At 67.9% G+C, this 26,689-nt stretch carries 16 protein-coding genes; 10 read left to right on the top strand and 6 right to left on the bottom strand.

Translation table 11 applies throughout. The features are described 5' to 3' along the window. Window positions 1-66 precede the first annotated feature (66 nt). From AZG88_RS30635 to AZG88_RS30600, 8 genes are all read left to right on the top strand, one after another. Entirely contained in the window at window positions 67-1,062 is a 996-nt protein-coding gene (locus AZG88_RS30635) for an alpha/beta hydrolase (protein ID WP_005248839.1), read from the top strand. Between the two features lie 130 nt (window positions 1,063-1,192). Further along, window positions 1,193-3,097: an alpha/beta hydrolase-fold protein gene (locus AZG88_RS30630; RefSeq protein WP_005248838.1), complete on the top strand. Its 1,905-nt coding sequence runs from the start codon at window positions 1,193-1,195 to the stop codon at window positions 3,095-3,097. A gap of 126 nt (window positions 3,098-3,223) precedes the next feature. Continuing rightward, window positions 3,224-3,799 carry a DUF732 domain-containing protein gene (locus AZG88_RS30625; RefSeq protein WP_025431654.1) on the top strand — a complete coding sequence of 192 codons (576 nt, stop codon included), beginning with the start codon at window positions 3,224-3,226 and terminating at the stop codon, window positions 3,797-3,799. Between the two features lie 6 nt (window positions 3,800-3,805). Then, window positions 3,806-4,786, top strand: coding sequence for a cutinase family protein (locus AZG88_RS30620; protein WP_005248836.1), 981 nt, complete (start codon window positions 3,806-3,808; stop codon window positions 4,784-4,786). A gap of 194 nt (window positions 4,787-4,980) precedes the next feature. Next, window positions 4,981-5,970 (top strand): LLM class F420-dependent oxidoreductase, encoded by a 990-nt coding sequence (locus AZG88_RS30615; protein ID WP_005248835.1) that lies wholly within the window; start codon window positions 4,981-4,983, stop codon window positions 5,968-5,970. 187 nt (window positions 5,971-6,157) lie between these two features. Beyond that, the gene (gene fadD32, locus AZG88_RS30610; protein ID WP_025431657.1) at window positions 6,158-8,053 is read left to right on the top strand and encodes a long-chain-fatty-acid--AMP ligase FadD32; all 1,896 of its coding nucleotides are present in this window, start codon (window positions 6,158-6,160) and stop codon (window positions 8,051-8,053) included. Between the two features lie 31 nt (window positions 8,054-8,084). Next, the gene (gene pks13 / locus AZG88_RS30605) at window positions 8,085-13,094 is read left to right on the top strand and encodes a polyketide synthase Pks13 (protein ID WP_061700007.1); all 5,010 of its coding nucleotides are present in this window, start codon (window positions 8,085-8,087) and stop codon (window positions 13,092-13,094) included. Next, window positions 13,091-14,635: an acyl-CoA carboxylase subunit beta gene (locus AZG88_RS30600; protein ID WP_005248832.1), complete on the top strand. Its 1,545-nt coding sequence runs from the start codon at window positions 13,091-13,093 to the stop codon at window positions 14,633-14,635. The genes pks13 and AZG88_RS30600 overlap by 4 nt, the downstream gene beginning before the upstream one ends. A gap of 5 nt (window positions 14,636-14,640) precedes the next feature. On the opposite strand, the gene AZG88_RS30595 is transcribed toward AZG88_RS30600, so the two are convergent. The 4 genes from AZG88_RS30595 to AZG88_RS30580 all read right to left on the bottom strand — a co-directional run bounded on the left by AZG88_RS30595 (window position 14,641) and on the right by AZG88_RS30580 (window position 22,793). Then, entirely contained in the window at window positions 14,641-15,615 is a 975-nt protein-coding gene (locus tag AZG88_RS30595) for a hypothetical protein (protein WP_061700005.1), read from the bottom strand. Window positions 15,616-15,846: 231 nt separating this feature from the next. Then, complete coding sequence (locus AZG88_RS30590) at window positions 15,847-19,170, bottom strand: arabinosyltransferase domain-containing protein (protein ID WP_061700003.1); 3,324 nt, start codon at window positions 19,168-19,170, stop codon at window positions 15,847-15,849. 66 nt (window positions 19,171-19,236) lie between these two features. After that, window positions 19,237-22,473 (bottom strand): arabinosyltransferase domain-containing protein, encoded by a 3,237-nt coding sequence (locus AZG88_RS30585; protein ID WP_061041696.1) that lies wholly within the window; start codon window positions 22,471-22,473, stop codon window positions 19,237-19,239. A gap of 59 nt (window positions 22,474-22,532) precedes the next feature. Then, window positions 22,533-22,793, bottom strand: coding sequence for a helix-turn-helix domain-containing protein (locus AZG88_RS30580; protein ID WP_005248828.1), 261 nt, complete (start codon window positions 22,791-22,793; stop codon window positions 22,533-22,535). A gap of 52 nt (window positions 22,794-22,845) precedes the next feature. Here AZG88_RS30580 and map point away from each other — a divergent pair, with 52 nt between their 5' ends. Next, window positions 22,846-23,610 (top strand): type I methionyl aminopeptidase, encoded by a 765-nt coding sequence (gene map / locus AZG88_RS30575; protein WP_005248827.1) that lies wholly within the window; start codon window positions 22,846-22,848, stop codon window positions 23,608-23,610. Between the two features lie 7 nt (window positions 23,611-23,617). Here the strand turns inward: map and AZG88_RS30570 are convergent, their stop codons facing one another. Then, on the bottom strand, window positions 23,618-25,408 hold the full coding sequence (locus AZG88_RS30570; RefSeq protein WP_061041695.1) for a hypothetical protein: 1,791 nt from the start codon (window positions 25,406-25,408) through the stop codon (window positions 23,618-23,620). 214 nt (window positions 25,409-25,622) lie between these two features. Here AZG88_RS30570 and AZG88_RS30565 point away from each other — a divergent pair, with 214 nt between their 5' ends. Further along, on the top strand, window positions 25,623-26,330 hold the full coding sequence (locus AZG88_RS30565) for an MspA family porin (protein ID WP_061041694.1): 708 nt from the start codon (window positions 25,623-25,625) through the stop codon (window positions 26,328-26,330). Here the strand turns inward: AZG88_RS30565 and AZG88_RS30560 are convergent. After that, complete coding sequence (locus AZG88_RS30560) at window positions 26,327-26,602, bottom strand: hypothetical protein (protein ID WP_061700001.1); 276 nt, start codon at window positions 26,600-26,602, stop codon at window positions 26,327-26,329. The genes AZG88_RS30565 and AZG88_RS30560 overlap by 4 nt on opposite strands. Window positions 26,603-26,689 lie beyond the last annotated feature (87 nt).

Here is a 26,689-nt window from a genome sequence, read left to right as displayed (position 1 = left end):
CGAGAGTTATCGAGAGGTTGCCGCGGCCGCGGCGCGAGACGGATCAAGCGGAGGGAAGACGAGTTCATGCGTGTTGGGGGTTCGACGAGAACAAGCGGATGGGCCAGGCGTACTGCCGCCGCAATTGCTCTGGCGGTCGCACTGCCGCTGGGCGTGACCATGGTGGGCGGCGGCGCAACCGCATCCGCCGCCTTCGATCCCGCCGCGCAGGACTTCTGGGTCGATTCCGCCATGGGACCGATCAAGAGCCGCGTCTGGCGGGCCGCCGACGGCAACACCAACCGGGTCGTCTACCTGCTCGACGGTCTGCGCGCGCAGGACGACCTGAGCGGCTGGGAGGTCAACACCGACGCGGGCCCGTTCCTCGCCTCGCAGAACATCAACGTCGTCCAGCCGGTCGGCGGGCAGTCCAGCTTCTACTCCGACTGGATCTCGAACTCGAACCTCAACGGCCAGAAGACCCCGTACAAGTGGGAGACGTTCCTCACGCAGGAACTTCGCGACGCACTGGCGAACCGCCTCGGGTTCCAGTCCACCCGTAACGGCGTCATCGGCCTGTCGATGGGTGGCAGCGCCGCCCTGACCCTCGCCGCCTACCACCCCGATCAGTTCAACTACGCGGGCTCGCTGTCCGGTTACCTGAACATCTCGGCTCCCGGCATGCGTGAGGCCATCCGCATCGCGATGCTCGACGCCGGCCGCTACAACGTCGACGCGATGTGGGGCCCGCCGTGGAACCCGGCGTGGCTGCGTAACGACCCGTTCGTGTTCGCGAACAAGCTTCGCGACAACAACACCCGCCTGTGGGTGTCGGCCGCCAACGGCATCCCCGCCCCCGGCGGAGCCGCGCCGACCGGATTCATGGACGTCTTCAACGCGAGCACCGGTGCGAGCCTCGAGGCGCTGTCGCTGGCGAACACCCGTGCCTTCCAGGTCAAGATGGCGACCCTCGGCGCGAAGAACGTCACCTACAGCTTCCCGCCCCGCGGCATCCACACGTGGCGTTACTGGCAGCAGCAGATCCACGATCTGGCCGGCGACCTCGGCAACACGATCGGGTAGCTCGGAAGTAACAATTGCACCAGCTGTAACAGCGCGGCACTCCCACTCGTCTGTCGTTTGCGTGTAGAAAGAACCGGAACGCGAGGCCGTGCTCCGTGTTGGCCTCGACGCGCAGAGAGAGAGTGACGTCATGCGAGTAGGCCTGTTCAAGGCAGAACGTCAGCGTTCGTCGGCCGGAAATGTTCGAAGGCGGACGCTGGCCTCGCTTGCCGCTGTGCTCGTGGTGCCGGTGGCGGTCGGGTTCACCCAGACCGCCACCGTCTCGGCTGCGCCGGTCGCCCATGCGGCGCCCGTCGCCGCGCAGGCTCCGGTGGCCACGCAGGCTCCGGGCGGCGCGACGATCCATCACGTCGACTGGCTCACCGACCGTCGCGTGGCGATCTGGATCAACTCTCCGTCGATGGGCGTGCCCATCCAGGTGCAGATGCTGCTTGCGCGCGACTGGAACTCGAAGCCGACGGAGAAGTTCCCGTCCGTCTACATGCTGGACGGTCTCCGCGCGCAGGACAACGAGAACGGCTGGACACTCGAGACCGACGCCGAGTCGTTCTTCGCCGACAAGAACATCAACGTCGTCCTCCCGGTCGGCGGCCAATCCAGCTTCTACTCCGACTGGGTGGCCCAGGACAACGGTCAGAACTACCAGTGGGAGACGTTCCTCACGAAGGAACTGCCCCCGATCCTCGAAAGCGACTGGCGCACCACGCAGACACGTGGCGTCATCGGACTCTCGATGGGCGGCACGTCCGCGATGTTCCTCGCGGCCCGCAACCAGGGATTCTTCAAGTTCGCCGCGTCGCTGTCCGGCATGCTCACCACCACCGCGCTCGGCATGCCGCAGGCCGTCGCGTACGCGATGAGCGACGCAGGTGGATTCGACGCGGACGCGATGTGGGGTCCCCCGACCAGCTCGGCGTGGGAGGAGCACGACCCCTACCTGCTGGCCGACAAGCTCAAGGGCGTCAGCCTCTACATCTCCAGCGGTAGCGGAACCACCGGCCCGTACGACCAGCCGTCCGGAATCCCCGGCGTCAGCACCAATTACGCCGGTATGGGGCTCGAGATCCTCTCTCGGCTCACGTCCCAGACCTTCGCGACCAAGCTCAACAAGCTGGGCATCCCCGCCCAGGTCAACTACCGGCCGTCCGGTACACACTCGTGGCCGTACTGGCAGTTCGAGCTCCACCAGCTGTGGCCGCAGCTGGCCGGCGCCGTCGACGTCGAACCCGACAAGCCGGTGTGCGCCACAGGCGGTTCCATCGCCGGGGTCGCCGGCGCGAACCCGTGGATCGGCGACTGCCTGACCCCCGAGTACAGCCTCGCGGGCGGAACTGTGCAGGACTTCCGCAACGGCCGGATCTTCGCCAAGTCCGACACCGGTGCGCAGCCGGTGGCCGGCGCCATCGGCGGCGTCTATCAGGCGACCGGTGGTCCGGGTGGGCCGCTCGGCTACCCGACGACGCCCGAATTGGCCACCCCCGACGGTCGCGGCCGCTTCAACCACTTCGAGCACGGGTCCGTCTACTGGTCGCCGCAGACCGGGGCGCACGCCGTCCGCGGCGCGATCCGCGACGAGTGGGCACGTCAGGGCTGGGAGGGCGGACCGCTCGGATACCCGGTGGCCGAGGAAGTTCCGACGCCAGGCAAGGACGGCGCGGTGCAGGGCTTCGAGATCGGCGCCATGTACTTCAGTCCCGCGAACGGAACACACCGCGTGCAGGGAATGATCATGGGCAAGTACGCCGAACTCGGTTACGAGGGCGGATGGCTCGGATTCCCGAAGACCAGCGAGATCGCGGTCAAGGACGGCGGCCGGTTCAACCAGTTCGAGGGCGGCAACATCTACTGGAGCCCGCTGTCGGGTGCGTGGGCCGTCGAGAACGGACCGATCTTCGACGCCTGGAAGAGTGCCGGCTACGAGGGCGGCCGGCTCGGCTTCCCGATCAGCGACAAGTTCGCCATCCCCGGCGGCGTCCAGCAGAACTTCCAGACCGGTTACGTCACAGTGATCGACAACAAGGCCGAGATTCACTGACGGCCGGATCGCAGTAGAAATCTCACACGCAGCGGGCGGGGCCGGGTCCGGCGGACCAGGGTTCCGCCCGATCTGCGTCTGTACCCTGTCGAGAGACAACGACTTGGAAAGCAAGGACGGAAATAGATGCCGCAGCACTCCCGTATCAGCACCACCTTCCGACGGGCGATCGCCGTAAGCGCGCTCGCCGTCGCAGCGAGCGGATTGTTGGTCGGGTGCGGCAGCGACGATTCCACGGCGACGTCGAACCCGTCCACCAGCGCCACGACGACCGCTGCGGCGTCCAGCTCCGCCGAGAGCTCGGCGTCCGCCGCGCCCAGCGCGAGCGCCTCGGCCCCGGCCTCCGCGCCGGTGACGAGCCCGGGTGAGGCGGCGACGGCGCCGCCGGAGCAGCCCGAGGAAGTTCCGGGTGACTTCCCCGGCCCCAGCGAGGTCCCGGTCAGCGCCGAAGGTCAGAAGTTCCTCGATGCGCTGAAGGCCAAGGGCATCGAGCCGGCCGCCGACGGGACCATGGCCGTGAGCACCGCCGACTTCATCTGCCAGGCCAAGGCCGAAGGCAAGAGCGACGCCGAAGCGATGGTGTTCGTCACAGCGATGGTCGGCACCGAGGCGTCGGCTGCGGGTCAGGAACTGACCCAGGAGCAGGCGACGGCCAACGCCCAGACCTACATGGATGTCGCCCACGCGACCTACTGCAAGTAGACGCCGATGTCGTTGACCGGGCGCGGAACGCGGAAGAAGAAGAGCAGCCTCCTGCGCAAGCTGGCGGTGCTGATCGTGATCCTGCTGGTGATTCTCGTCGCAGTGATCGCGCTCTGGTATCTCCTCGCAGGGCGGCTGCCCAAGCCGATCCCGACCCCGCCCGGTCCCGAGCGTCCCAACGCCCAGCCGGCGAGCTGCCCCGACGTCCAGGTGGTGGTCGTCCCGGGCACGTGGGAGTCCAGCGCCGCCGACGACCCGTACAACCCGTCGGCCAACCCGGCGTCGCTGATGCTCAATGTGTCGCGGCCGTTGCAGGAGCAGTTCGAGTCGTCGCGCGCCGACGTGTACACGGTTCCGTACGTCGCGCAGTTCTCCAACCCGGTCGCCTTCCCGCCGGACGGGCAGCAGTCGTACAACAACAGCCGCGGCGCGGGCACCGCCGCCACCAACGACATCCTGATCCGTCGTCACGCCGAGTGCCCGCTGACCAGCTTCCTGCTCACCGGCTTCTCCCAGGGCGCGGTCATCGCCGGTGATGTCGCGTCGAGCATCGGTGCAGGTGACGGTCCTGTTCCGGCCGATCTCGTGCTGGGTGTCGGGCTCATCGCCGACGGTCGCCGCGACCCGGCCGCCGCCACGAATGTCGGGCAGCCGGTCGCCGGTGTCGGCGCCGAACTGTCGCTGGCCGGTCTGCAGATCCCGGGAATCACGATGACCGGTCCCCGCCCCGGCGGTTTCGGTGATCTCACCGACCGGGCGGTCGAGATCTGCGCCCCGTCGGACGGAATCTGCGACGCCCCGGCGCAGGCGTTGAAACCGAGCAACTGGATCGGAAGCGGTCTGCGTCTGCTCGAGTACAACAACAACCCGGTCCACGCGATGTACAACTCGTACGTCGTCGACGACTCCGGCACGACGGCCACGCAGTGGATCGCCGGATGGGCGGCCGAGAAGATCGAGGCCGCCCCGACCCCGGCGCACAGTTGATTTTGTGGCGGGTGGGTTCACCGTGGTCGGTGAGCCGTGAAACGTCCCAAACAGATAGGCGAGACGCGTACTGGCCGGTAGTGTGCGTTTCTCGGCACCGGTAGAGTGCTGCACTGTTGCGGCATCACCGGTGCCCGACCCCACCGATGTTCACGTCCTGAAACGCGGGCGTTTCACCACAGGAGAAGCTATTCATGAGTTCCGACGCCAGCTCGTTGCGTAAGTTCCGATTCGCGGCAGGCGGAGAGGGCAACGCGGACGAGGGCGGCGCGCGTCGGTTCGTCAAGCTCGCGCAGAAGGCCGAGGAACTCGGGTTCGACAGCTTCATGATCCCCGACCACCTGGGTAACCAGGTGGGACCGATCGCCGCGCTCGGTGCACTCGCGATCGCCACGGACAAGATCCGGCTCGGCACCGCCGTCCTGGCCAACGGATTCCGGCACCCGGCGATCCTCGCCAAGGACGCCGCCACCATCGACGTGCTGTCGGGTGGCCGCCTCGAACTCGGCATCGGCGCCGGCTGGATGAAGGAAGAGTTCGACAAGGGCGGCATCGACTACGAGCGCCCGGGCATCCGGATCGCCAAGCTCGAGGAGACCCTGCAGATCCTCGACGTGCTGCTGCGCGGCCAGGAGTGCAACTTCGACGGCAAGTACTACCAGATCAAGGGCCTGACGGGCAGCCCGCGACCGCGGCAGGGCCCGCGTCCCCCGATCGCCGTCGGCGGCGGCGGCCCCAAGATGCTGGCGCTCGCGGCCAAGTACGCCGACATCATCTCCGTGGCGACGCCGACCAGCAAGGAAGGCAAGCTCCTGCTCTCGGGTGTCACGCTCGAGAAGACGATGGAGCGCGTCGACCGGATCCGGGAAGCTGCCGGTGACCGATTCGACGACATCGAACTGAACTGGACGATCACCACCATCGTCATCACCGACGACCGTGAGCAGACCGCCGAGATGGCGCTCGCCGCACTCGATCAGGGCTTCCCGCCGAACATCGAGGTCGACACGAAGCTGTCCGTGGAAGACATCCTGAGCTCGCCGTATCTCGCGATCGGAAGCTTCGAGGAGATCGCCGATCAGATACGCATGGTGCGAGAAAAGACGACAATGTCTTACGTCGGTGTGTTCCCCACACAGATGGATGCGTTCGCGCCGATCATCTCGCAACTGAAGGGCGAGTAGACGCAGCGTACCGAGGGCGGCGATGCCAATCTGTAACATATCGATGGTTTGGAATCGATGAACTTATTCGGGTGAGTGGCGTGTTACGTCATTCCCCACGAGTTGTACAAGATCCGATTCGGCGAAGGAAGTCTGGGGCGCAGTCATGCCGGTGGCATGCCTGTGTGATCGCTTCGGAGGAGATGGAATGAACGCGAAGTTCGATGATTTTATCGACGAGAAGGGCCATATCAGGCTCGACTCGGGAAGCACGCTGGTCGACTACGTCCAGCGGCACACCCGGGAGAACTCGGACGAGCTGGCATACCGCTACATCGACTATTCGCGGGACCGAGACGGCGAAGCGCAAGAGCTGACCTGGGAACAGTTCGGCCACCGCCTGCGCGCCGTCGCGGCGCGCCTCCAGCAGGTCACGAAGCCCGGCGATCGTGTCGCGGTCCTGGCGCCGCAGGGTCTCGACTACGTCATCTCCTTCTTCGCCGCCATCCACGCCGGAACGATTTCGGTGCCGCTGTTCGACCCCGACGAACCCGGCCACACCGACCGTCTGCACGCCGTCCTCGGTGACTGCACACCTGCCGCCATCCTCACGGCCACCTCCTCCGCCGCGGGTGTTCGACAGTTCTTCCGGTCCCTCCCCGCCGCCCAGCGCCCCCGCATCATCGCCGTCGACGCCATCCCCGACAGCGTCGGCGAGTCCTGGGTGCGCCCCGAGATCGATCTCGACGACATCGCGTACCTGCAGTACACGTCCGGTTCCACCCGTGTGCCCGCCGGTGTGGAGATCACGCACCGCGCCGTCGGCACGAACGCGCTGCAGATGGTCGACTCCATCGAGCTCACCGAGAACTCGCGCGGCGTCACGTGGCTGCCGCTGTTCCACGACATGGGCCTGCTGACCGTCATCCTGCCCGCCCTGGGCGGCAAGTACATCACCATCATGAGCCCGCGCGCGTTCGTGCAGCGGCCGTACCGGTGGATCAAGGAACTGGCAGCGGTGTCCGACGGTGCGGGCACGTTCGCGGCCGCACCCAACTTCGCGTTCGAGCACGCGGCCGCCCGCGGTCTGCCGAAGAACGGTGAGAGCCTCGATCTGAGCAACGTGATCGGTCTCATCAACGGCAGCGAGCCGGTCACCACGTCGTCGATGCGCAAGTTCAACGAGGCATTCGCGCCGTACGGCCTGCCGAAGACGGCGATCAAGCCCTCGTACGGCATGGCCGAGGCCACCCTGTTCGTGTCCTCCACCCGGCACTCGGACGAGGCCCGCGTCATCTACGTCGATCGCGACGAGCTCAACGCCGGTCGCGTCGTGAAGGTGGACCAGGACGCCGAGAACGCCATCCCGCAGGTGTCCTGCGGTTACGTCGCGCGCAGCCAGTGGGCCGCCATCGTCGACCCGGAGTCGCGCATCGAGCAGCCCGACGACCGGGTCGGAGAGATCTGGCTGCACGGCGAGAACATCGGCATCGGCTACTGGGGTCGCACCGACGAGACCGCCGAGACGTTCCACAACAAGCTCACCAACCGGCTCGCCGAGGGCAGCCACGCGGAGGGCACGCCCGAGGACGCCAACTGGATGCGGACCGGCGACTACGGCGTCTACATCGACGGCGAGCTGTTCATCACGGGCCGCGTCAAGGACCTCGTGATCGTCGACGGCCGCAACCATTACCCGCAGGACCTCGAGTACTCCGCGCAGGAGGCGAGCACCGCGCTCCGCCCCGGCTTCGTCGCCGCGTTCGCGGTCCCGGCCAACCAGCTGCCCGCGGTTGTGTTCGAGAACACGCACTCGGGTCTGAACTACGACGCGGGCGACTCCTCCGAGCAGCTCGTGATCGTGGCCGAGCGCGCACCGGGTGCGGGCAAGGCCGATCCCCAGCCGATCGCCGACACGGTGCGGGCGGCGTTGTCGAGCAGGCACGGGGTCACCGCGCGCGACATCCTGCTGGTGCCCGCGGGCTCGATTCCTCGTACGTCGAGCGGCAAGATCGCCCGCCGCGCGTGCAAGGCGAGCTACATCGAAGGCACCCTGCGCGGCGGATACACGCAGACGGCCTTCCCCGATAGCGTTTCCGAATAGTCCACTTCCTGACGGGTAGCTTGGTGAGTTGATGGCTGAAAAAGATGATGACCGGACCAGCAGCACAGGTGACCTGACGGTCGCGCAGCTGCGCGAGTGGCTGCGTAACTGGATTGCCGACGCAACCGGGCAACCGGTCGGTCAGATCACCGACGACCGTCCGATGGAAGAGTTCGGTCTGTCGTCTCGCGACGCCGTCGCGCTCAGCGGTGAGATCGAGGAACTGGTCGGCGTCACGCTCACCGCGACGGTCGCCTACCAGCACCCCACCATCGCGTCGCTGGCCACCCGCATCATCGAGGGCGAACCTGAGCAGCCCGACGACTCGGCGGACGCCGCGTACTACGCGTCGGTGCCGACGTCGGACGCGCACGACATCGCGATCGTGGGTCTGGCCTCCCGCTTCCCCGGTGCGGGTAAGACTCCCGCCGAGATGTGGCAGATGCTCGCGGACGGCCGCGACGGCATCTCCGACCTGCCCGCGGGTCGCTGGGAGGAGTTCACCTCCGACCCGCAGATCAAGGCGGCCGTCGAAAAGGCCAACACGCAGGGCGGCTACCTCGACGACGTGAAGACCTTCGATGCGGAGTTCTTCGCGATGTCCCCGCTGGAGGTCGCGAACGTCGACCCGCAGCAGCGCCTCGCGATGGAACTGACGTGGGAAGCCCTCGAGCACGCCCGCATCCCGGCCAGCGACCTCAAGGGCGAGCAGGTCGGTGTGTTCATCGGCAGCTCGGCCAACGACTACCAGTTGCTCGCGGTCAGCGACCCCGTCCACGCGCACCCGTATGCGCTGACCGGTACGTCGACGTCCATCGTCGCCAACCGGGTTTCCTACTTCTACGACTTCCGCGGACCGTCCATCGCCCTCGACACGGCGTGCTCGTCGTCGCTCGTCGCGGTGCACCAGGCGGTGCGCTCGCTGCGGTCCGGTGAGTCGGACCTCGCGCTCGCCGGTGGCGTCAACATGCTCGTCGCGCCGCCCGCCACGCTGGGCTTCGACCAGCTGGGTGTGATGGCCCCCAACGGCCGCATCAAGGCGTTCTCCTCCGACGCCGACGGCATGATCCGCGCCGAGGGCGGCGGCCTCGTCGTCCTCAAGCGTCTCGAGGACGCCGAGCGCGACGGCGACGAGATCCTCGCCGTCATCGCCGGTAGCGCGGTCAACCAGGACGGCCGCTCCAACGGTCTCGCGGCTCCGAACCCCGACGCGCAGGCCGACGTCCTGCGGCACGCGTACCGGGACGCGGGCATCAACCCGGCCGGCGTCGACTACATCGAGGCGCACGGCACCGGCACCATCCTCGGCGACCCCATCGAGGCCGATGCGCTCGGACGCGTCGTCGGTCGTGGCCGCGCCGACGACAAGCCTGCGCTGCTCGGCTCGGCCAAGACCAACTTCGGTCACCTCGAGGCCGCCGCAGGCGCCGCGGGTCTGATCAAGGTCGTGCTGTCGATGCGGGAGGACACGCTTCCGCCGACGCTGAACTTCGCCGGACCCAACCCGTACATCGCGTTCGACAAGGCGCATCTGCAGGTCATTCCCGAGGGTGCGGCGTGGCCGCGCTACACCGGCACGGCCGTCGCCGGCGTGTCCGGGTTCGGCTTCGGTGGCACCAACGCGCACGTCGTCGTGCGTGAGTACACCGGACCTGCCGCGGACGACGCGGCCGAGGTCACCGAGCCCGCTGTTTCCACCGAGGAATCGGTGTCCGAGGCCGTCGAGCCGACGGTCGTGCTCGCGGTGTCCGGCGCTTTGCCGTCGCGTCGCCGCCGGGCCGCCGCCGATCTGGCCGACTGGCTGGAGACCGAAGAGGGCAGCACCACTCCGCTCGCCGACGTCGCGCGCGCTCTCGCCCGCCGCAACCACGGCCGCTCGCGTGCCGTCGTCCTGGCGAAGACCCGCTCCGAGGCCGTCACCGGGCTGCGCGCCATCGCCGCCGGAAAGCCCGGGCAGGGTGTGTTCTCGGCGGATTCGCCGTCGTCGAAGGGCGCCGTCTGGGTCCTGTCGGGCTTCGGTTCGCAGCACCGCAAGATGGCCAAGCAGCTCTACCTGGAGAACCCGGTGTTCGCCGCCGCCATCGACGAGGTCGACGCGCTGATCGAGGACGAGGCCGGCTACTCCATGAAGGAGAAGTTCCTCGACGACGCGATCGACTACGACGTCGAGACCTCCCAGGTCGGCATCTTCACCATCCAGATCGGTCTGGCCGCCCTGCTGCGTCACCACGGCGCCGAGCCCGAGGCCGTGGTCGGACACTCGATGGGCGAGGCTGCCGCTGCGTACATCTCGGGTGGTCTGCCGCTCGAGGACGCGGTGCGGGTGATCTGCGCCCGGTCCCGCCTCATGGGCGAGGCCGAGGCCACGCTCGAGGGCGACGACATCCGTCTGATGGCGCTCGTCGAGTACAGCGCGTCCGAGATCGAGACCGTCCTCACCGACTTCCCGCACCTCGAGGTCTGCGTGTACGCGGCCCCGACGCACACCGTGATCGGTGGCCCCGAGCCCGAGGTCAACGCCATCGTCGCGCGCGCCGAGGGCGAAGAGAAGATGGCCCGCGTCCTCAAGACGAAGGGTGCCAGCCACACCTCCCAGGTCGATCCGCTTCTGGGCGAGCTGGCCGCGGAACTGGCGGGCATCGAGCCGACCAAGCTGAAGCTGGGCGTGTACTCCTCGGTCGACCAGGACACGTACTACCGCGCCGGCCACGAGCCGATCCACCGCGAGGAGTACTGGACCAAGGGTCTGCGTCACAGTGTGTACTTCACCAACGCCGTCCGCCTCGCCGTGGGCAGCGGGCACACCACGTTCGTGGAGTTGGCGCCCAACCCGGTGGCCCTGATGTCGGTGGCCGCCACCGCGTTCGACGCCGGCCTGCACGACATGCAGCTCATCCAGACGCTCAAGCGCAAGGAGGACGAGCCGCTCGGTGTCCTCGCCGCGCTCGCCCAGCTGTACGTGCACGGGCACGCCGTCGACCTGTCGTCGCTGCTCCCCGAGGGTGACTTCGCGTCCGTTCCGCGCACTGCGTGGATCCGCAAGCCGTACTGGGTGGAGACCCGCATCGATTCCAGCGGCAACACCCGTGTCCCCGGTGCGCACGTGTCGCTGCCCGACGGCCGCCACGTGTGGGAGGTCCAGGCCGGCGCGGTCACCGACCTGCCGGCACTGGTCACCGTCGCCGCGTCGCAGGTGTTGTCGGACGTGACGCTCGCCGCGTCCGTTCTGCACGCCCACGCTCCCGCGGAGGGAACGCTCACCACGACGCTCAACCCGCATCCGGGTGGCGCGTCGCTGCAGGTGCACGCGAAGAGCGGCCCGAGTTTCACGCTGCTGTTCGATGCCGCCGTCACGTCCGGTGCGGCGCTGCCCGAACCCGTCGTCGCGCCGCCGGTGCAGTCGACCTCCCCGGTGGAGGAGCTGCCCGAGGTCGTCGAGGACATCGGCGAGAAGTGGGACCCGAACGGGTCGCAGACCCTCGAAGACCGTCTGGCGCTGATCGTCGCCGAGTCGATGGGCTACGCCCCGGAAGACCTGCCCGCCGAGATCCCGCTGATCGAGCTGGGCCTCGACTCGCTGATGGCGGTCCGCATCAAGAACCGCGTCGAGTACGAGTTCGATATCCCGCAGTTGCAGCTGCAGGCGGTCCGGGACGCGAATCTGATGGAGGTCGGCAAGTACCTGCGTTACGCGGTCGAGAACCGCGAAGAGGTGCAGGCGCTGGCAGACAAGCAGAAGGCCGAGAAGGAAGCGGAGGAGGCCGCGGAGGCCGACCGTGACGCGGAGGCCGCTCGTGAATCCGAGGCTTCCGGCTCCCCGCTCGACGCCGAGGACACGTCCGTGGAAGCCGAGGCCGAGGCGATCCTCGCGGCCACCCCGGTCCCGGAGACGGCCGCTGCTCCCGAGGCAGCCGCCGTGGACAGCAAGGAAGCGTTCGCCGACGCAACAGGTTCCGACGTTCCGCCGCGCGACGCCGCCGAGCGTCTGACGTTCGCCACGTGGGCCGTCGTCACCGGCGAGTCCGCGAAGGGAATCTTCAACACGCTGCCGATCCTGAACGACGAGACGGCGGAGAAGCTGGCGGCTCGGTTGTCGGAACGCGCGAACGGTGAGATCACGTTCGACGACGTCCTCGACTCCACGACCATCGAGGAACTGGCCAATGTGGTGCGCGGATTCCTCGAGGATTCCGGCAAGATCGACGGGTTGGTCCGCGCGCTGCGGCCCCGCCCGGAAGGATCCGACGCCGTCCCCGTGTTCGTGTTCCACCCGGCCGGTGGTTCGACGGTCGCGTACGAGCCGCTGCTGAAGCGTCTGCCCGAGGGCACGCCGATGTACGGGTTCGAGCGCACCGAGGGTCCGATCGAGGTCCGGGCGGCCGAGTACCTGCCGCTGATCCGTGAGATCCAGGGTGACGGACCGTACGTGCTGTACGGCTGGTCGCTCGGCGGTGTGCTGGCCTACGCGGTGGCGAAGCTGCTGCGTGAGTCGGGCGCGGACGTTCGGATCGTCGGCCTGATCGACACGGTGATGGCCGGGGAGAAGGTCGAGGACACCCCCGACGAGATCCGTAAGCGCTGGCAGCGGTACGCCGCGTTCGCGAAGAAGTCGTACAACGTGGACTACCCGCTGCCGTACGACAAGCTCGCTGCGGCGGAGAGCGACGAAGAGCAGATCAAGATCCTGACGGAACTGCTCAAGCTGAGTGGTACGAAGATTCCGGGTGGAATCATCGAGCACCAGCGCACGTCGTGGCTCGACAACCGGGCGATCCAGACCGCCGAGCTGGAGCAGTACGACGGCGACGTCGTCCTGTACATGGCCGACCGCTACCACGACGACGTGATGAACCTGGAGCCCGCGTTCAAGACCCGGAAGCCGGACGGCGGCTGGGGCGACGCGGTGAAGAACCTGGAGATCATCCACGTGGGTGGCGACCACATCCAGATCGTCGACGAGCCGTACATCGCGAAGGTCGGTGCCGACCTCACCAAGAAGCTGGCGGCGATCCAGGCCGCCGGAACCGGAGCGCATCAGTGACCACCACGACCGCAGAGAAGCTTGCCGAACTGCGCGAAAAGCTCGAAACGGCAAAGGAACCCGCGGGCGAACAGGCTATCGCCAAGCGCGCGAAGAAGGGTATTCCGAGCGCGCGCGAACGCATCGACATGCTGCTCGACCCGGGAAGTTTCATCGAGGTCGGCGGCCTGATGCGCCAGCCCGGTGATCCCAATGCCCTGTACAGCGACGGCGTCGTCACGGGCCACGGGACCGTCGAGGGACGCCCGGTCGCGGTGTTCTCGCACGATCAGACCGTGTTCGGCGGTTCCGTCGGCGAGATGTTCGGCCGCAAGGTCGCCGCGATCATGGAGTTCGCCGCCAAGATCGGCTGCCCCTGCGTCGGCATCAACGACTCGGGCGGTGCCCGGGTGCAGGACGCGGTGACGTCGCTGGCCTGGTACGCGGAGCTCGGCCGTCGGCAGGAACCGCTGTCGGGCATGTGCCCGCAGATCTCGATGATCCTCGGCAAGTGCGCGGGCGGCGCGGTCTACGCGCCGATCAACACCGACGTCCTGGTGGCCACCGAGGAGTCGTACATGTTCGTCACCGGACCCGACGTGGTCCGGAAGATCACCGGTGAGGACGTCAGCCTCGAGGAACTCGGTGGCGCCCGGAACCAGGCCCAGTACGGCAACCTGCACCATGTGGCTGCCGACGAGAAGGCCGCGTTCGAGTGGGTGCGCAAGTACCTCAGCTTCCTGCCGTCGAGTTGCATGGAGAAGCCGCCGGTGGTCAACCCGGGTCTCGAACCGGAGATCACGGACTCCGACCGCGACCTCGACACGTTCATCCCGGACGCCGACAACGCCGGCTACGACATGCACGACATCCTGCTGCGGATCTTCGACGACGGTGAGTTCCACGAGATCGGCGGGCAGGTGGCGCTGAACATCATCACCGGCTTCGCCCGCGTGGACGGGCGCACGGTCGGGGTGATCGCGAACCAGCCGCTGGTCGCGGCGGGCGCGCTGGACGCGCAGGCCTCGGACAAGGCCGCACATTTCATCCGTATCTGCGACGCTTTCGACATCCCGCTGGTGTTCGCGGTCGACACGCCCGGGTTCCTTCCCGGCCTCGAGCAGGAGCGGATCGGCGTCATCAAGCGTGGTGGCCGGTTCATCTTCGCGTTCGTGACGGCGACGGTGCCGAAGGTGACGGTCGTGATCCGCAAGGCGTACGGCGGCGCGTACGCCGTCATGGGCTCGAAGCAGCTGGGCGCCGACATCAACTTCGCGTGGCCGACCGCCCGCATCGCGGTGATGGGCGCGGAGGGTGCTGTCGACCTCATCGGGCGCAGGCAGATCGAGGCCGCGGGCGAGAACGCTCCCGCGGTCCGCAGGCAGCTGATCAACTTCTACAACGAGAACATCGCGACGCCGTACATCGCGGCGGAGCGTGGCTACATCGACGCCGTCATCGAGCCTGCCACCACCCGGCTCGAGATCCGTAAGGCGCTGACGATGCTGCGCGACAAGAAGGTGCAGCGCAACCCGCGCAAGCACGACCTGATGCCTCTGTAGGTGACTCATGCCGACCGCAGCTTCGGTTCGGTGTGGACGAACACCGGCGGCCGTGGGCGTGACGCCGCCAGCGTGTGCGCCGCGCGGAGGTCCGCGAGCACCGTCGCCGGATCGGCCTGAATCTGCTTCGGCAGGTGCGTCACGACGATGATGCCCTCGCGCTGCATCCGCGCCCGCCGCGTCATCGTCGCCTCGTGGAGTTCGGGTGAGAAGTGGTACTTCAGCGAGTCGATCTCCCAGGCGACGGCGACGTCGTCCAGCCAGCCGTCGGGACGGGCGATCCACAGGCCGGCGGCGGACAGGACGTCCACGTTGTACCGCATCGGCGGAAGACCGCTCGTCGCATACAACTTCTGAGCGTGGACCTCGGCGACGGAATGCGCGTCGTCGCTGAGCTCGCGTAGGACCGCCCGGGGCAGGCGGCTTCCGCGGTCGCTGCCCTGCGCGAGCTCACGAACGAGTTCGTCGACCGTCACGTCGCCGCGCTGGACGCCGCCGGCGAGGAGCGCCCGACAGCTGTCCGCCTGAAGCGTGCGGCGTCCGGCGTCCAGGAGGCTGCGCACCGGGGGAGCGAGCCGCAGGAGCCCGCGATGGACCGGTGCGGGCATGCGCCACGTCCGCTCGACCTTCACGTACGCCCAGTCCCGGCGATGCCGGGTGGACGGGATGAGCAGCAGCACGTCGTTCCGGGACGCCGACGAGGGGTAGCCGAGCGCGGCGAGCGCGGCGTGACCCGACAGTAGCGCGTCCGGACCGCCGTATTCGAGCGCCGCCAGATTGCGCTGCAACGTCGTCGGCGGCCCGTTGTGGAGCAGGACGACGCCGGGGAGGATCCGCTGCCAGGGACCGCCGTCGGTGCAGCGTGCGGAGATGGTGCCCTTCGCGACACCCAGCCGTTCCAGGGTGGCCGCGCGGACCACACCGTCGCGGCTGACGGCGGCTGTCGCAGAGAGATCTTCGGCCCAGGTTCCTCGTCGCATGGGTCAGAGCATGCCCTGGGCGAATCGGGACAGTCGCCGGAAAGCCCACGTCGGAAATTGCCCTGTGGATGGACGGAAGGTTGTGGACAACTCCGCGGGCGACGGAGCTTTTTCGCCGTTTCGGACCACCCGGCGCGGCGCCCGATGTGACATTCGTTCAGTCAGAGTGAACGCGTGTGACATCGGGCGCCGCAAGCAAGGCGCACGCAGAGCAGGCGCGAGCAGGACCGGCTACGGGCTGCTGTACACCCGCAGGGTGCCCGGCTTCCATAGTCCGGACCGGGTGGCGGTCTCGGTGTCGACCGTGGCCGCGGTGGCGTCCGGGTAGTACCGGTCGAAGCGCTCGAGGGAGCCCCAGTCGCGGCCCCAGTCGTCCCGCATGTAGGTGGGGATGGCGGTGGCGCTGGCGAGTAGTTCGGTGAAGCCGAGGGGGCCACCGTTCTCCGGGGACTGCCAGGTGTCGGTGGAGCTGACGGCCAGCGGGCGGTCGGGGAGGATGCGGTAGTTCGGCATCTCCGCGACCCCGTACTGGTGGTCGAACGGGCGCTGGCACGGGAACTGCAGTCCGACGGCCCAGTCCAGCAGCACCGGCTGCGAGCTGCCGATCGTCGAGTTGAGGGTCTCGAGCTTCGGAACCCGCGGCGGGGTGAAGGCCAGCCACTGGTCGCCGGTGAGGTTGGGGTCGTTGGCGACGATCCGCACGGAGTCGGCGTCGGGGGACAGTTCGCTCATCGGGACGCGCAGGTTTCGCCAGGACGGCGCGGGCCCGATGTCCTTGGGCAGGTAGGTGCCCTGGGCCTGGACGGTGCCGTCGGGCTGACGCTTGCCATATTCGAGGAGCAGCGACTGACCGTAGGTGAGGGCACCGGTCGAGTCGACCGACCAGATGCGGCCCGCGGCGGACATGACGATCAGCGGGGTGTCGTCGCTGCGCTCGGGGAGTGCATACCAGCTGGACGACAGCGTCGCCGGTTCCTGCACGCCTTCCTGGTAGCTGCCCATGACGGGTGTCGTGCCGGGGTCGAGTCCGAACGGCAGCTTGGCGGTGCTGCCGTTGACGCCGACGTTTCCGGTGCCGCCGCTGGTTCCGGCGCTCGATCCGGTCTCGAAGCTGGGCCCGACGCTCTGGTTGTCGGTGTTGCCCATGCCCTGCTTGACCTCGACGTAATCGGCGGTCAGGTCGGACGGCACCCCGTTGGGGGAGAAACCGACGGGATCGGCTCCACCGAGCGGGTCGGCGGGGTTCGCCAGCGGCTGCGCGGGATCGTTGATGGGTGTGAGGTTTCCGCCGTTGGTGTCGCCTTCGACGAGGACGTCCTCGGCGAGTCCGCACGTCTGCCCGGTGAGGGAGTCGAAGTTCGAACGTGCCAGCGAGTACGCCGGGTACTGGGAGACGGCGCCCTTGAGGAGTGAGAGGACTTCGAACAGCACCATGATGCCGGCGATGACGGTGAGCGGGGCGGCCGCGAATTTTCGGATCCGCCTGCCCTTCTCGGTGTTGGCGCGGGCGGGTGGCGCGGCGAATCCCTCACGCAGGTACTGCCAGGCGGCCAGCGCGACGGCCAGCGCGAACAGGACGAGGAAGAACGTGTTGGACTGGCGGCCGCCGATGGAGACGGTCTTGTCGAACCACGGCACGCCGTAACTCGAGACGTACCAGTAGCCGTTGATGCCCGCGAACGTCAGGGCCAGCATGAGCAGCAGTCCGGCGAGGAAGATCGTGCGGTTGCGGCGCGACCGCAGCGCGGACGCCGACACCGCGACGGCGGTGAGTGCTGCCAGGGAGCCGGCGATGCCCGCGTACGCCCCGAAGTGGTGGGTCCACTTGGTGGGGTTGAACATCATGAAGAAGATCGTGCCGAACACGACACCGAGCAGACGCCACGACGGGCCGGTGGCGGCACCGGGAATCCGTTTGCGGCGCAACAGGATGAACAGCGTCGTCAGCAGGCACAGGATCATCGTCAGGAACGCGAAGCGGCGAGCAACCGAACCGTCGACGGTCGGGACGAAGAGGTAGTAGTAGCGCAGGAAGTCCTTGTACCACTCGAGGTTCGGGCCGATCAGGGTGCGGACCCGGGTGGCTTCCATCACCGCGGCGACGGTCTGGTCGGCGAACACCACGACCAGGACGATCGTGCCCGCGGCTGCGATCGGAGCCAGCAGCGGCAGCGTCCCCACCTGGCGGTGGCGCTTGACGACGATCCGGACGAGCGGACGGGCGCCGGCGAGCAGGGCGGCCACACACATCAGTCCCGTCGGGGCGGCCGCGAGCGTGAACGCGCCGATCAGGACGGCGACAGCCGCGGGGAGGAGACGTCCGGTCGCGATGGAACGCTCGATGGAGCACCAGGTGAGCAGAGCGCCGAGCGCCACGATGGGCTCGGGCCGCAGGCCGTTGTTGTAGGGCAGCCAGAACGCGAGGAAGACGAGGCCGCCGGTCCACAACGCGACCTTGTTGCGCCGGACGGACCGGCCGAGGCGGGGAGCGACCTCCCGGCTGATCACCATCCAGCACAGGATGCCGGCGATGAGGGCGGGCAGTCGCATGAACGGGCTGGCCGTCGAGATCTTGGCCATCGCGGCCAGGACGTCGTAGTACCAGCCGAACGGTGCCTCGGGGACACCGAACCAGCGGAAGTAGTTGGCCATGTAGCCGGCGTGGTCGGAGACCCGGGCCATGGTGAGCAGGTAGCCGTCGTCGGACGTGTTGGCGCCGATGAAGTGCCACAGCACCAGCGTGCCCACGACGATCGTGTCGAGTCCGGTGAACTTCCACCAGTGCGACGGCAGGAAGTTGCGGTGCCCGCGCCCGTCCGTGCCGTCGAGGCGGCCGAGGGCGACCAGGGCAATGGCCGTGGCGAGGAGGGCCACGATCATGGCGACGAGCTTGATCAGTGTGGGGCTCGACGAGAACCGGGAGTCCACGTTCATCGTGAACGACAGGCCCGCCGGTGCCGCCCCGTCGCGGAGGTCGCTGAACACGCCCACCACCTGCGGGCGGAGGTCGCCGGTCAGGGAACCGGCGATCGGGTCACCGGTCGGAGTGGTCAGACCCACGAACTCGGCGGACGTCGCGTCGATGTTCGACGTGATGCGGATCTCGGCACAGGCGCCCGACTGCACCTGTTCGCGCGGTGCCGTCGCGATGGTGACGTTGCGGTCGAGCACGTCCACGGACTTGTCCGACACTCGTACGAACATCGCGTTCAGTGCCGCACCCTCGCCCTGCGCGGGGGCCGTGGCCAGCAGGATTCCGCCCTGCGGGGGCAGCCCGGCTACCGCGGAACACGGGATCGCCGCCGACAGGTCGACCGGCACCTGTGACATCAGCGGTGCCTCGAGGTCGCCGATGACGCCGTTCTCCGGCCAGTTCACCGCTGCGGTGGTCTGCTGCACCGGCATGAACGGAGTGGCCACTGCCAGCACGAACCCGATGAGGCCGGTGACGATGGCGATCAGACGAGCGGTCCGGTACTCACTCCGCCGGTCCTGGCGAGCAGGCGGCGAAGTGGATTCGGGATCGGAGACGGAAGTTGTCAGAGCATCGGGCACGGTTGTCGATGGTATGTCAGGAACCTGAGTAGGCATATTGCCGCCTACCAGAGGGTAGGGACACTTCTAGTAGTAACGCACCGGTCCGGCCGACCAGGTGCCCGACCTGGTCACCTGTTCGGATTCGACCTGCGCGGGCGTCGCCGACTCGTCGAGCGGGGTGTACCGCTCGAGCGAGCCCCAGTCGCGGTCCCAGTCGTTCGACAGGTAGGTGGCCAGGGTGCTCGCCGACAGCAGCTGGTCGGTCCAGCCCAGCGGGCCGCCGCCGAACTTGTCCTGCCAGGCATTGGTGGACTCGGCGCCGATGCGGTCGGGGAGGACACGCCACTGCGGGACCTCGGCGACGCCGTAGCGGTGGTCGAAGGGCCGCTGGCAGGGAAACGCGAGCCCGACGGCCCAGTCGAGGAGCACGGGGTCGCTGGACCCGACGACCGTCTGCAGTGTCTGCATCGTCGGCACCCGGGGCGGCGTCACCGCCAGCCACTGGCCGGGATCGGTGTCCGGGTCGTCCGCGACGAGCCGGACCGTGTTCGCCTCGGCGGGCAGCTGGTCGAGCGGCACGCGCAGGTTGCGCCACGACGGGGACGGTCCGATGTCGATCGGGTCGACGGTGCCGAGCGCGGTGACGGATCCGTCGGGACCGGTGACCCCGTACTCGACCTTCAGGCTCTGGCCGGGGGTGACGACGCCGTCCGCGTCGACCGACCGGATGCGTCCGGCGGCCGAGATGGTGAGGATCGGTGCGTCGTCGCTGCGGTCGGGCAGCCCGTACCAGCCGGTGGTGAGGGAGGCCGGCTTCTGCTCCCCGCCCGGCTGGTAGCTGCCGAGGACCGGGGTCCGGGCAGGGTCGAGGCCGAACGGCAGCGTCACGGTGCTGCCGTTGACTCCGGCGGTGGCCTCGGTGCCGCCACCGGTGCCGGAGCTGGTGCCCGTCGTCGTCTCGTCGGTCTCGGTGTCGACGGTGTTCGCGCCGCCGGTGGCGATCTTCTCGGAGTCGGCGGTGAGGTCGTCGGCGATGCCGTTGGGGGTGAAGCCCTCCGCGGCGGTCGTGCCGAATGCGCCTGCGCCGTTCGGGTCGGTGACCGGGGTGAGCGGCTGCAGCTGGGCGGCGGTGGGGTCGGTCTCGACGAGGACCTCGTCGGCGAGCGCACACGAGTTGCCGGTCACCGACTCGATGTTGGCTTTGGCGATGGAGTAACCGGGGTACTGCGCGACGGCCCCCTTCAGCAGCGACAGCACCTCGAACAGGACGACGGCACCGGCCGCGACGGTCAGCGGCGACGGCGCGAGCATCCGGGCACGCTTGCCGTTGGGTTTCTTGCCGTTCTCGTACGGTTCGCGGACGTGGTACCAGGCGGCGAGGAGCAGCGTGAGCACCGTGAGGCCCAGGAACAGCGTGGAGAAGCCCTTGCCCGCGATCATCGGCGGCTTGTCCCACCACGGGACGCCGTAGCTGGACACGTACCACCAGCCGTTGGAGCTGGTGAACGCGACCGCGAGGATGAACAGGACCCCCGCGGCGAACAGGGTGCGGTTCCGTTTGGAGCGGATGCTCGCGGCCCCCACCCCGACCGCCGCGAGCACCGCGACCGAGCCGGCGAGCCCCGCGTACACACCGAAGTGGTGGGTCCACTTGGTGGGCGTGAACATCATCAGCAGCAGTGACGCGAACACGATGCCGAGAATGCGGCGGGACGGTCCGATCGCGGTCCCGGGCACCTTCCCCTTGCGCAGGATCAGCATCACGCAGACCACGACGCACAGCAGCATCACGAACACGCCGAATCGGCGGGCCAGCGAGCCGTCCGGCGAGATCCCCATGAGCGAATCCCAGCGCAGCCGTTCGTCGAACCAGGCCACGTTGGGCCCGAGGGCGGTGCGGACGCGCGTCGACTCGAGCACCGTCGCGAGTGTCTGATCCGCGAAGACGGCCACCATCACGACGGTTCCCGCGGCGAGGATCGGCAGGATCTGGGACGCGAAACCCACTCGGTGGCCGCGCGCGATCACGATCTGCAGGATCGGCCGCGCGCCGGCGATCAGGGCGGCGATACAGATCAGGCCCGACGGTCCGGCCGCGAGGGAGAACGCGGCGATGAGCACGGCGACGGCGCCGGGGAGTAGTCGTCCGGTGGCGATGGCGCGCTCGATCGAACACCACGTGAGGAGGGCGCCGAGCGCGATGACGGGTTCGGGGCGCAGCCCGTTGTCGTACGGCAACCAGAACGCCAGGAAGACCAGTCCGCCGGTCCAGAGGGCAGTTCTGTTGCGGCGCACGGCCACACCGAGGCGGGGAATGACCTCTCGGCTGATCACCATCCAGCAGAGCAGGGCGGCGAGGAGCGTCGGCAGTCGCATCCACATGCTCGCGGTGCTCACCTTCGCCAGCGCCGCGAGGAGCTCGTACGACCATCCGAACGGTGCCTCGGGGACACCGAACCAGCGGAAGTAGTTGGCCATGTAGCCGGAATGCTCCGACACCCGGGCCATGCCGAGGAGGTAGCCGTCGTCGGAGGTGTTGGCACCGACCACGTGCCACAGCAGCAGCGTCCCGATCACGACCGCGTCGACACCGGTGAACTTCCACCAGTGCGCGGGCAGGAAGCGGCGGGCGCGACGACCGTCGATGCCGTCCACACGGTGCAACGCGTACAGCGAAGTCAGTGTTGCGAGGACGCACACGATCATCGCCAGCAGTTTGAGCAGGGTGGGGCTGGACGAGAATCGGGAGTCGGGGTGGACGTGCACGTTCAACTCCGCCGGCGCCGCGCCCTGCAGGTCGGTGAACAGGCCGACCATCTGCGGGCGCTGGTCGCCCTCGACGGAACCGGCGAGGGGTTCGGCGGTTCCGGTGATCTCGGCCGACGTCCGCTGATGGTCGGATGTGACGGTGAGAGCGGTGCAGCCCTGGAGGTCCGCGGCGTCCGCCGAGATCAGGGAGATGCCGCGAATCGTGACGTCGACCGTGCCGCCGGCGCCTCCCTTCACGACGAGACCGTTCTTCTCGAAGTCGGGCGCGCGATTCGGGAGGGTGGAGACGACGGTGCCGCCGTCGGGTCCGAGTTGCGTGAACACCGAGCACGGCACGTTCACCTGCATGTCCAGCGGTGTGTACGAGACCAGCGGCGCCTCGACGCTGTTCAGGGTGCCGTCCTGCGGCCAGTCGATCGACGCGGCGTCCTGCTTCACCGGCAGGAACGGGGTGGCCAGCGCGAGCACGAACCCGATCAGGCCGGTGACGATCGCGATGAGCCGGGAAGTGCGGATGGTCCGAAGGTCAGGCGGCGGGGGTTGGGACGGCACAGAACGATGTTAGGCGATGGTGGCTCCGCCACCTGTGAGTACTTGTTAACGCGCGGCGGTTAATAAGTACTCACGGGACCGAAGGTCACGACCGCGGCGACGTCGTCGAGGGAGAGGTCGAGAACCCGGGCGACCGCGGCGATCGTGAAGAACGCGGGTGTCGCGATGCGTCCGGTCTCGATCTTGCGCAGGGTTTCGACGGAGATGCCGGCGTCGAGTGCGACCGTGACCATGCTCATGTCTCCTCGCGCGGATCGCAGGAGCTCACCCAGCCTCTGCCCGCGTTCGAGTTCTTCTGCTGTCAACGGCACACGCACCATGTGCCATATGATAATACCGGTATAGAAATTGGATTCAGTCGTGGAGGGTGTTGTGGTCGAGTTGAAGACGGCGGCCGAGGTGCAGGCGATGCGCGCGGCGGGCCGGGTGGTGGCCGACGCTCTGGCCGCCGTGCGTGAGGCAGCCGCGATCGGGGTGACGCTCCAGGGCCTCGATGCGGTGGCCGCCGCGGTGATCCGCGACGCGGGGGCGGAGCCCGTGTTCCTCGACTATCACCCGAACTGGGCGCCCAGCCCGTTTCCCGGGGTCATCTGTGCGAGCGTGAACGATGCTGTGGTGCACGGCATTCCCGGGGAATATCAACTCCGCGACGGTGACCTCGTCAGCATCGACTGCGGCGCCAGGCTCGCCGGCTGGTGCGGGGACGCCGCCGTGAGTTTCGTCGTGGGAACGGCGGACCCGGCGGACATCGCACTCGTCGAGGCCACCGAAGCCGCTCTCGCGCACGGCATTGCAGCCGCCCGGCCGGGAAACCGGTTGGGAGACATCGGTGCCGCCATCGGACTGTTCGCGCGCGGCGCGGGATACGGGATGCTCGCCGACCACGGCGGGCACGGCATCGGCAGGCAGATGCACGAAGATCCGCACGTGCCCAACGAGGGACGCGTCGGGAAGGGAATGCTGCTGCGTCCGGGGATGGTGATCGCGATCGAACCCATGCTCATCGCCGACGGCACCGACGACTACCGGCACGAGGCAGACGGCTGGACGCTCCGCACGGCGACGGGTGCCCGTGCCGCGCACAGCGAGCACACCGTCGCCATCGGTGAGGACGGTCCGGAAGTGTTGACGCGGTAGGTCTTTCCTACGTCAGTGCTCGCACGTCCCACACCCACACGCCGTCGACCGGCTTTGCGGGCGCCCCGACGAGCTGCTGGACCGTCTCGCGCAGAACGCGATCGTTCTGGGTGTGCGGCAGGACCAGGACGTCGGCGTTCCAGAATTTCAGGTCCGTCAGTGCCTGGGCTTTCGTCGCCTCGTCGATGGCAGGCACCTGGCCCGACGATTGTGCGGACGCGAGCAGTAGTGCGGTGGGGCGATCGTCGGGCCCGTACTTTCCCTGGTCCTCGCTGCCGGCTGGGCCGACGAAATACCCTCCGGCGATGGGGAATGCAAGATCCTGCTCGGTCTGCCAGCGCAGCATCCGCGCGTTCTCCGGGGAGGGGAGCGGCACCGTGACGACGGAGCCCTCGGTGACGTACTCCCGCCACGTGCCGTCGGCAAAGAAACTTGGTGCGGTGTCGCGCTGCACGACGGCGAGCGGCGTGGGTGTCAGCGGAAGCAGCGCCACCGCGAGCCAGCCGACCCAGAGCAGGGTGGTGGTCCGCTGGCCCTCGCGGGCGGACGCCAGGGCGCGGTCGGTGCCCAGCGCGAGCAGCAGGGCAGCGGCGGGCAGGCAGCCCATCGCGAAGCGCGATTCGAGAACGGACTCGAGGAGCGGCAGGTGTGAGATCAGCTTCCACGGCAGGGGAATTCCGGTGTCCCAGCCGCCGATCGTCAGCGATGTCCCGAGTGACAGGACGCCCATCACGGCGACGGTCGCGGCCGCGGCGCGAGCCAGCGGCATGCGCCACAGCCACAGGGCCGACAGGCCGAGGAGGATCAGCAGGGGCCAGCCGAAATACGCGTTCTCCTCGGTGGCGTTCATGCTGAACTCGGCGGACCCGGGCTCGCCGGCCAGCGAGGAGGTCGGAAAGCTGGTGAACGCCTCGGTGTCGTTGCCGACCGGGCCGTGTTCGATCGCCCGGTAGCTGTCGGGTCCGAAGAACTGCCACCACAGGGGTACGGCGGCGATGGCCAGCGCGATGCCGCCCGCGATCGCGAATCCCTTGATGCTGCGCTTGGCCGCCGCGAATGCCGCTCGCGGGCGCGACGCGGCGAAGGCGGCACCGAAGACCGCGAACGCCAGAGCGTAGATCAGCAGCGGTTCTTCGCCGAGGAATATCTGATAGGCGATCAGCAGGCCCAGAAGGATGCCGTCGCGCACCGGGCGCGCCCCGCTGCCCAGCCTGATCACGGCCAGCGCGATGAAGGGCAGCAGGAACAGGGCGACGAAGTTGGGGTGCCCGTTGGTGTGCGAGATCAGGGCGGGGGCGAAACCGCACAGACCACCGCCGACGGCGGCCGCGAGTCGCGACGACACCACATGCCGCGAAAACACCCAATACCAGGCAATTGCCGTGCCCGACAGGCCAAGTGTGAGCGCGAGAGTGAATGTGACGTTGGGTCCGAACAACAGCGTGACCGGCGCCAGCGGAATGCTGATGCCGAACATCGCCGTGTTACCCATGAGGTTGACGCCCAGCGGATAGTTCTGCAGGTCGCTGGACAGCGGATTCTCCAGATGGACCAGTGAGCGTGCCGCGACCGCGAAGAACCATTCCCACATCGTCTGGTCCTGGCCGCTGCGCACCAGATAGCCGGTTCCGAGGTGTTTCCACTGGCGGGCCAACACGAATGCGGCGAGGCCGACATAGAAGACGATCGCCGCGACGTCGGCCGGGTGCGGCCGGAGGCGGGAGCGGAGAGGGCGAGCAGTGGTGCTGGTGCTCTCTGCCTGCCGAGTGGTCTCGACCTGGGTGAGTATCTCAGTCACGCAGCTGCGCCTCCGGTTCTCGGGTCGATGTCAATCGACCGAGGGTACCGGAGGTCGCTGAGAGCTTCCTGGGTTGCGATCGCGTGATTGTTGCGTGTATCACATCAAGTTGATTTGTGAACTTCTGATCAATACAGGGATATTCTCCTGCCCCACTGGTTACGCTCAGCATGCTTTTTCGTATCGGTTGCAGTGCACTCTGAATGGGGTCGGCATGACGGACATCAGCACATCTCGATTTGGGTACAAACGGTTTACACGCTCGGTGGCAGTCGCAGGCATCGCCGCGCTCGCCATGGTCATGGGTAATGGCTCCGCGTCGGCCGGCGTGGACAATTCCAGCTCCGTGATCGATGCAAGGGGAAATCGCATCGAAGTCGTGCAGGGCGACACGGTGTATCAGACGGTGCCGCCGCTGGACGGCGTACCCACCAGCGTGGAGTTCTTCCACAACGGTTACGCGGGGGTCGCCATTACCGGCCCGAACGCGGAGGAGTTCGAGGGAACTCAGCTCACCGTCGGTTATCAGATCGGTTATCCGGTCGCATTGGCCGGCGCGACGATCGTTCTCAATTCGCCCGGACTCGGGTTCGCAATCGGGTCGAGCAATGGAATCGACATCGGTTTCGGCACGATGGGGTTCGAAAGTCTGAATCTCAACGCGGGGACCAACGCGGAACTCGCCGGTGACATCATTCCGTCGCAGGAACTCGACATCGACCTGGAGCCCGGTGGAATCACCACCGTTCCGCTCCTCGAGGGTCAGGAGTTCGACGGATCGGCCGCTGTGGTCAGGATGCAGGGAGTTCATGGCTCCATCTCCGGTGCTATCGGGCCGGTCACCATCCGTCCGTACGCGATGGCCGTGACGGAGAACGGTGACACCGTGATGACTTACGGTGTGCCGCAGAAGCTCAACTAGGCAGCCCGCCCGACAGGGTGCCTGACAGGGGTCGCCGGACTGATGTCCGGCGACCTTTGTCGACTGACATGGACGACGATGTCGCCTGTGATCCACACGGCGGCGCCGAGCAAGGCGATCACGAAAAGCACCCAGTGCCCGACGTAGACACCGACGATCGCTCCGATCGTCACGACGAGTCCGGCATGCACGACCACCTCACCGCCGGCGGTGCCGAGAAGATAGTTCTCGGCACCGCTACCGGCACGTCGAGGCTCCACTGCATCCGGCATGACCGCTCCTCGCGACGACCCGACAATTCCCCTCGGGGCGCGGAAAATTCCCGCCTCCCTGATTGGGTGCGGGGTTCCCGCGGGCAG

Origin of the sequence: Rhodococcus sp. LB1 (assembly GCF_001583455.1) — a bacterium.
Lineage (GTDB): Bacteria > Actinomycetota > Actinomycetes > Mycobacteriales > Mycobacteriaceae > Rhodococcus_F > Rhodococcus_F opacus.
The sequence above is the reverse complement of the archived record's forward strand: the minus strand, read 5'-3'. Positions and strand labels throughout refer to the sequence as shown.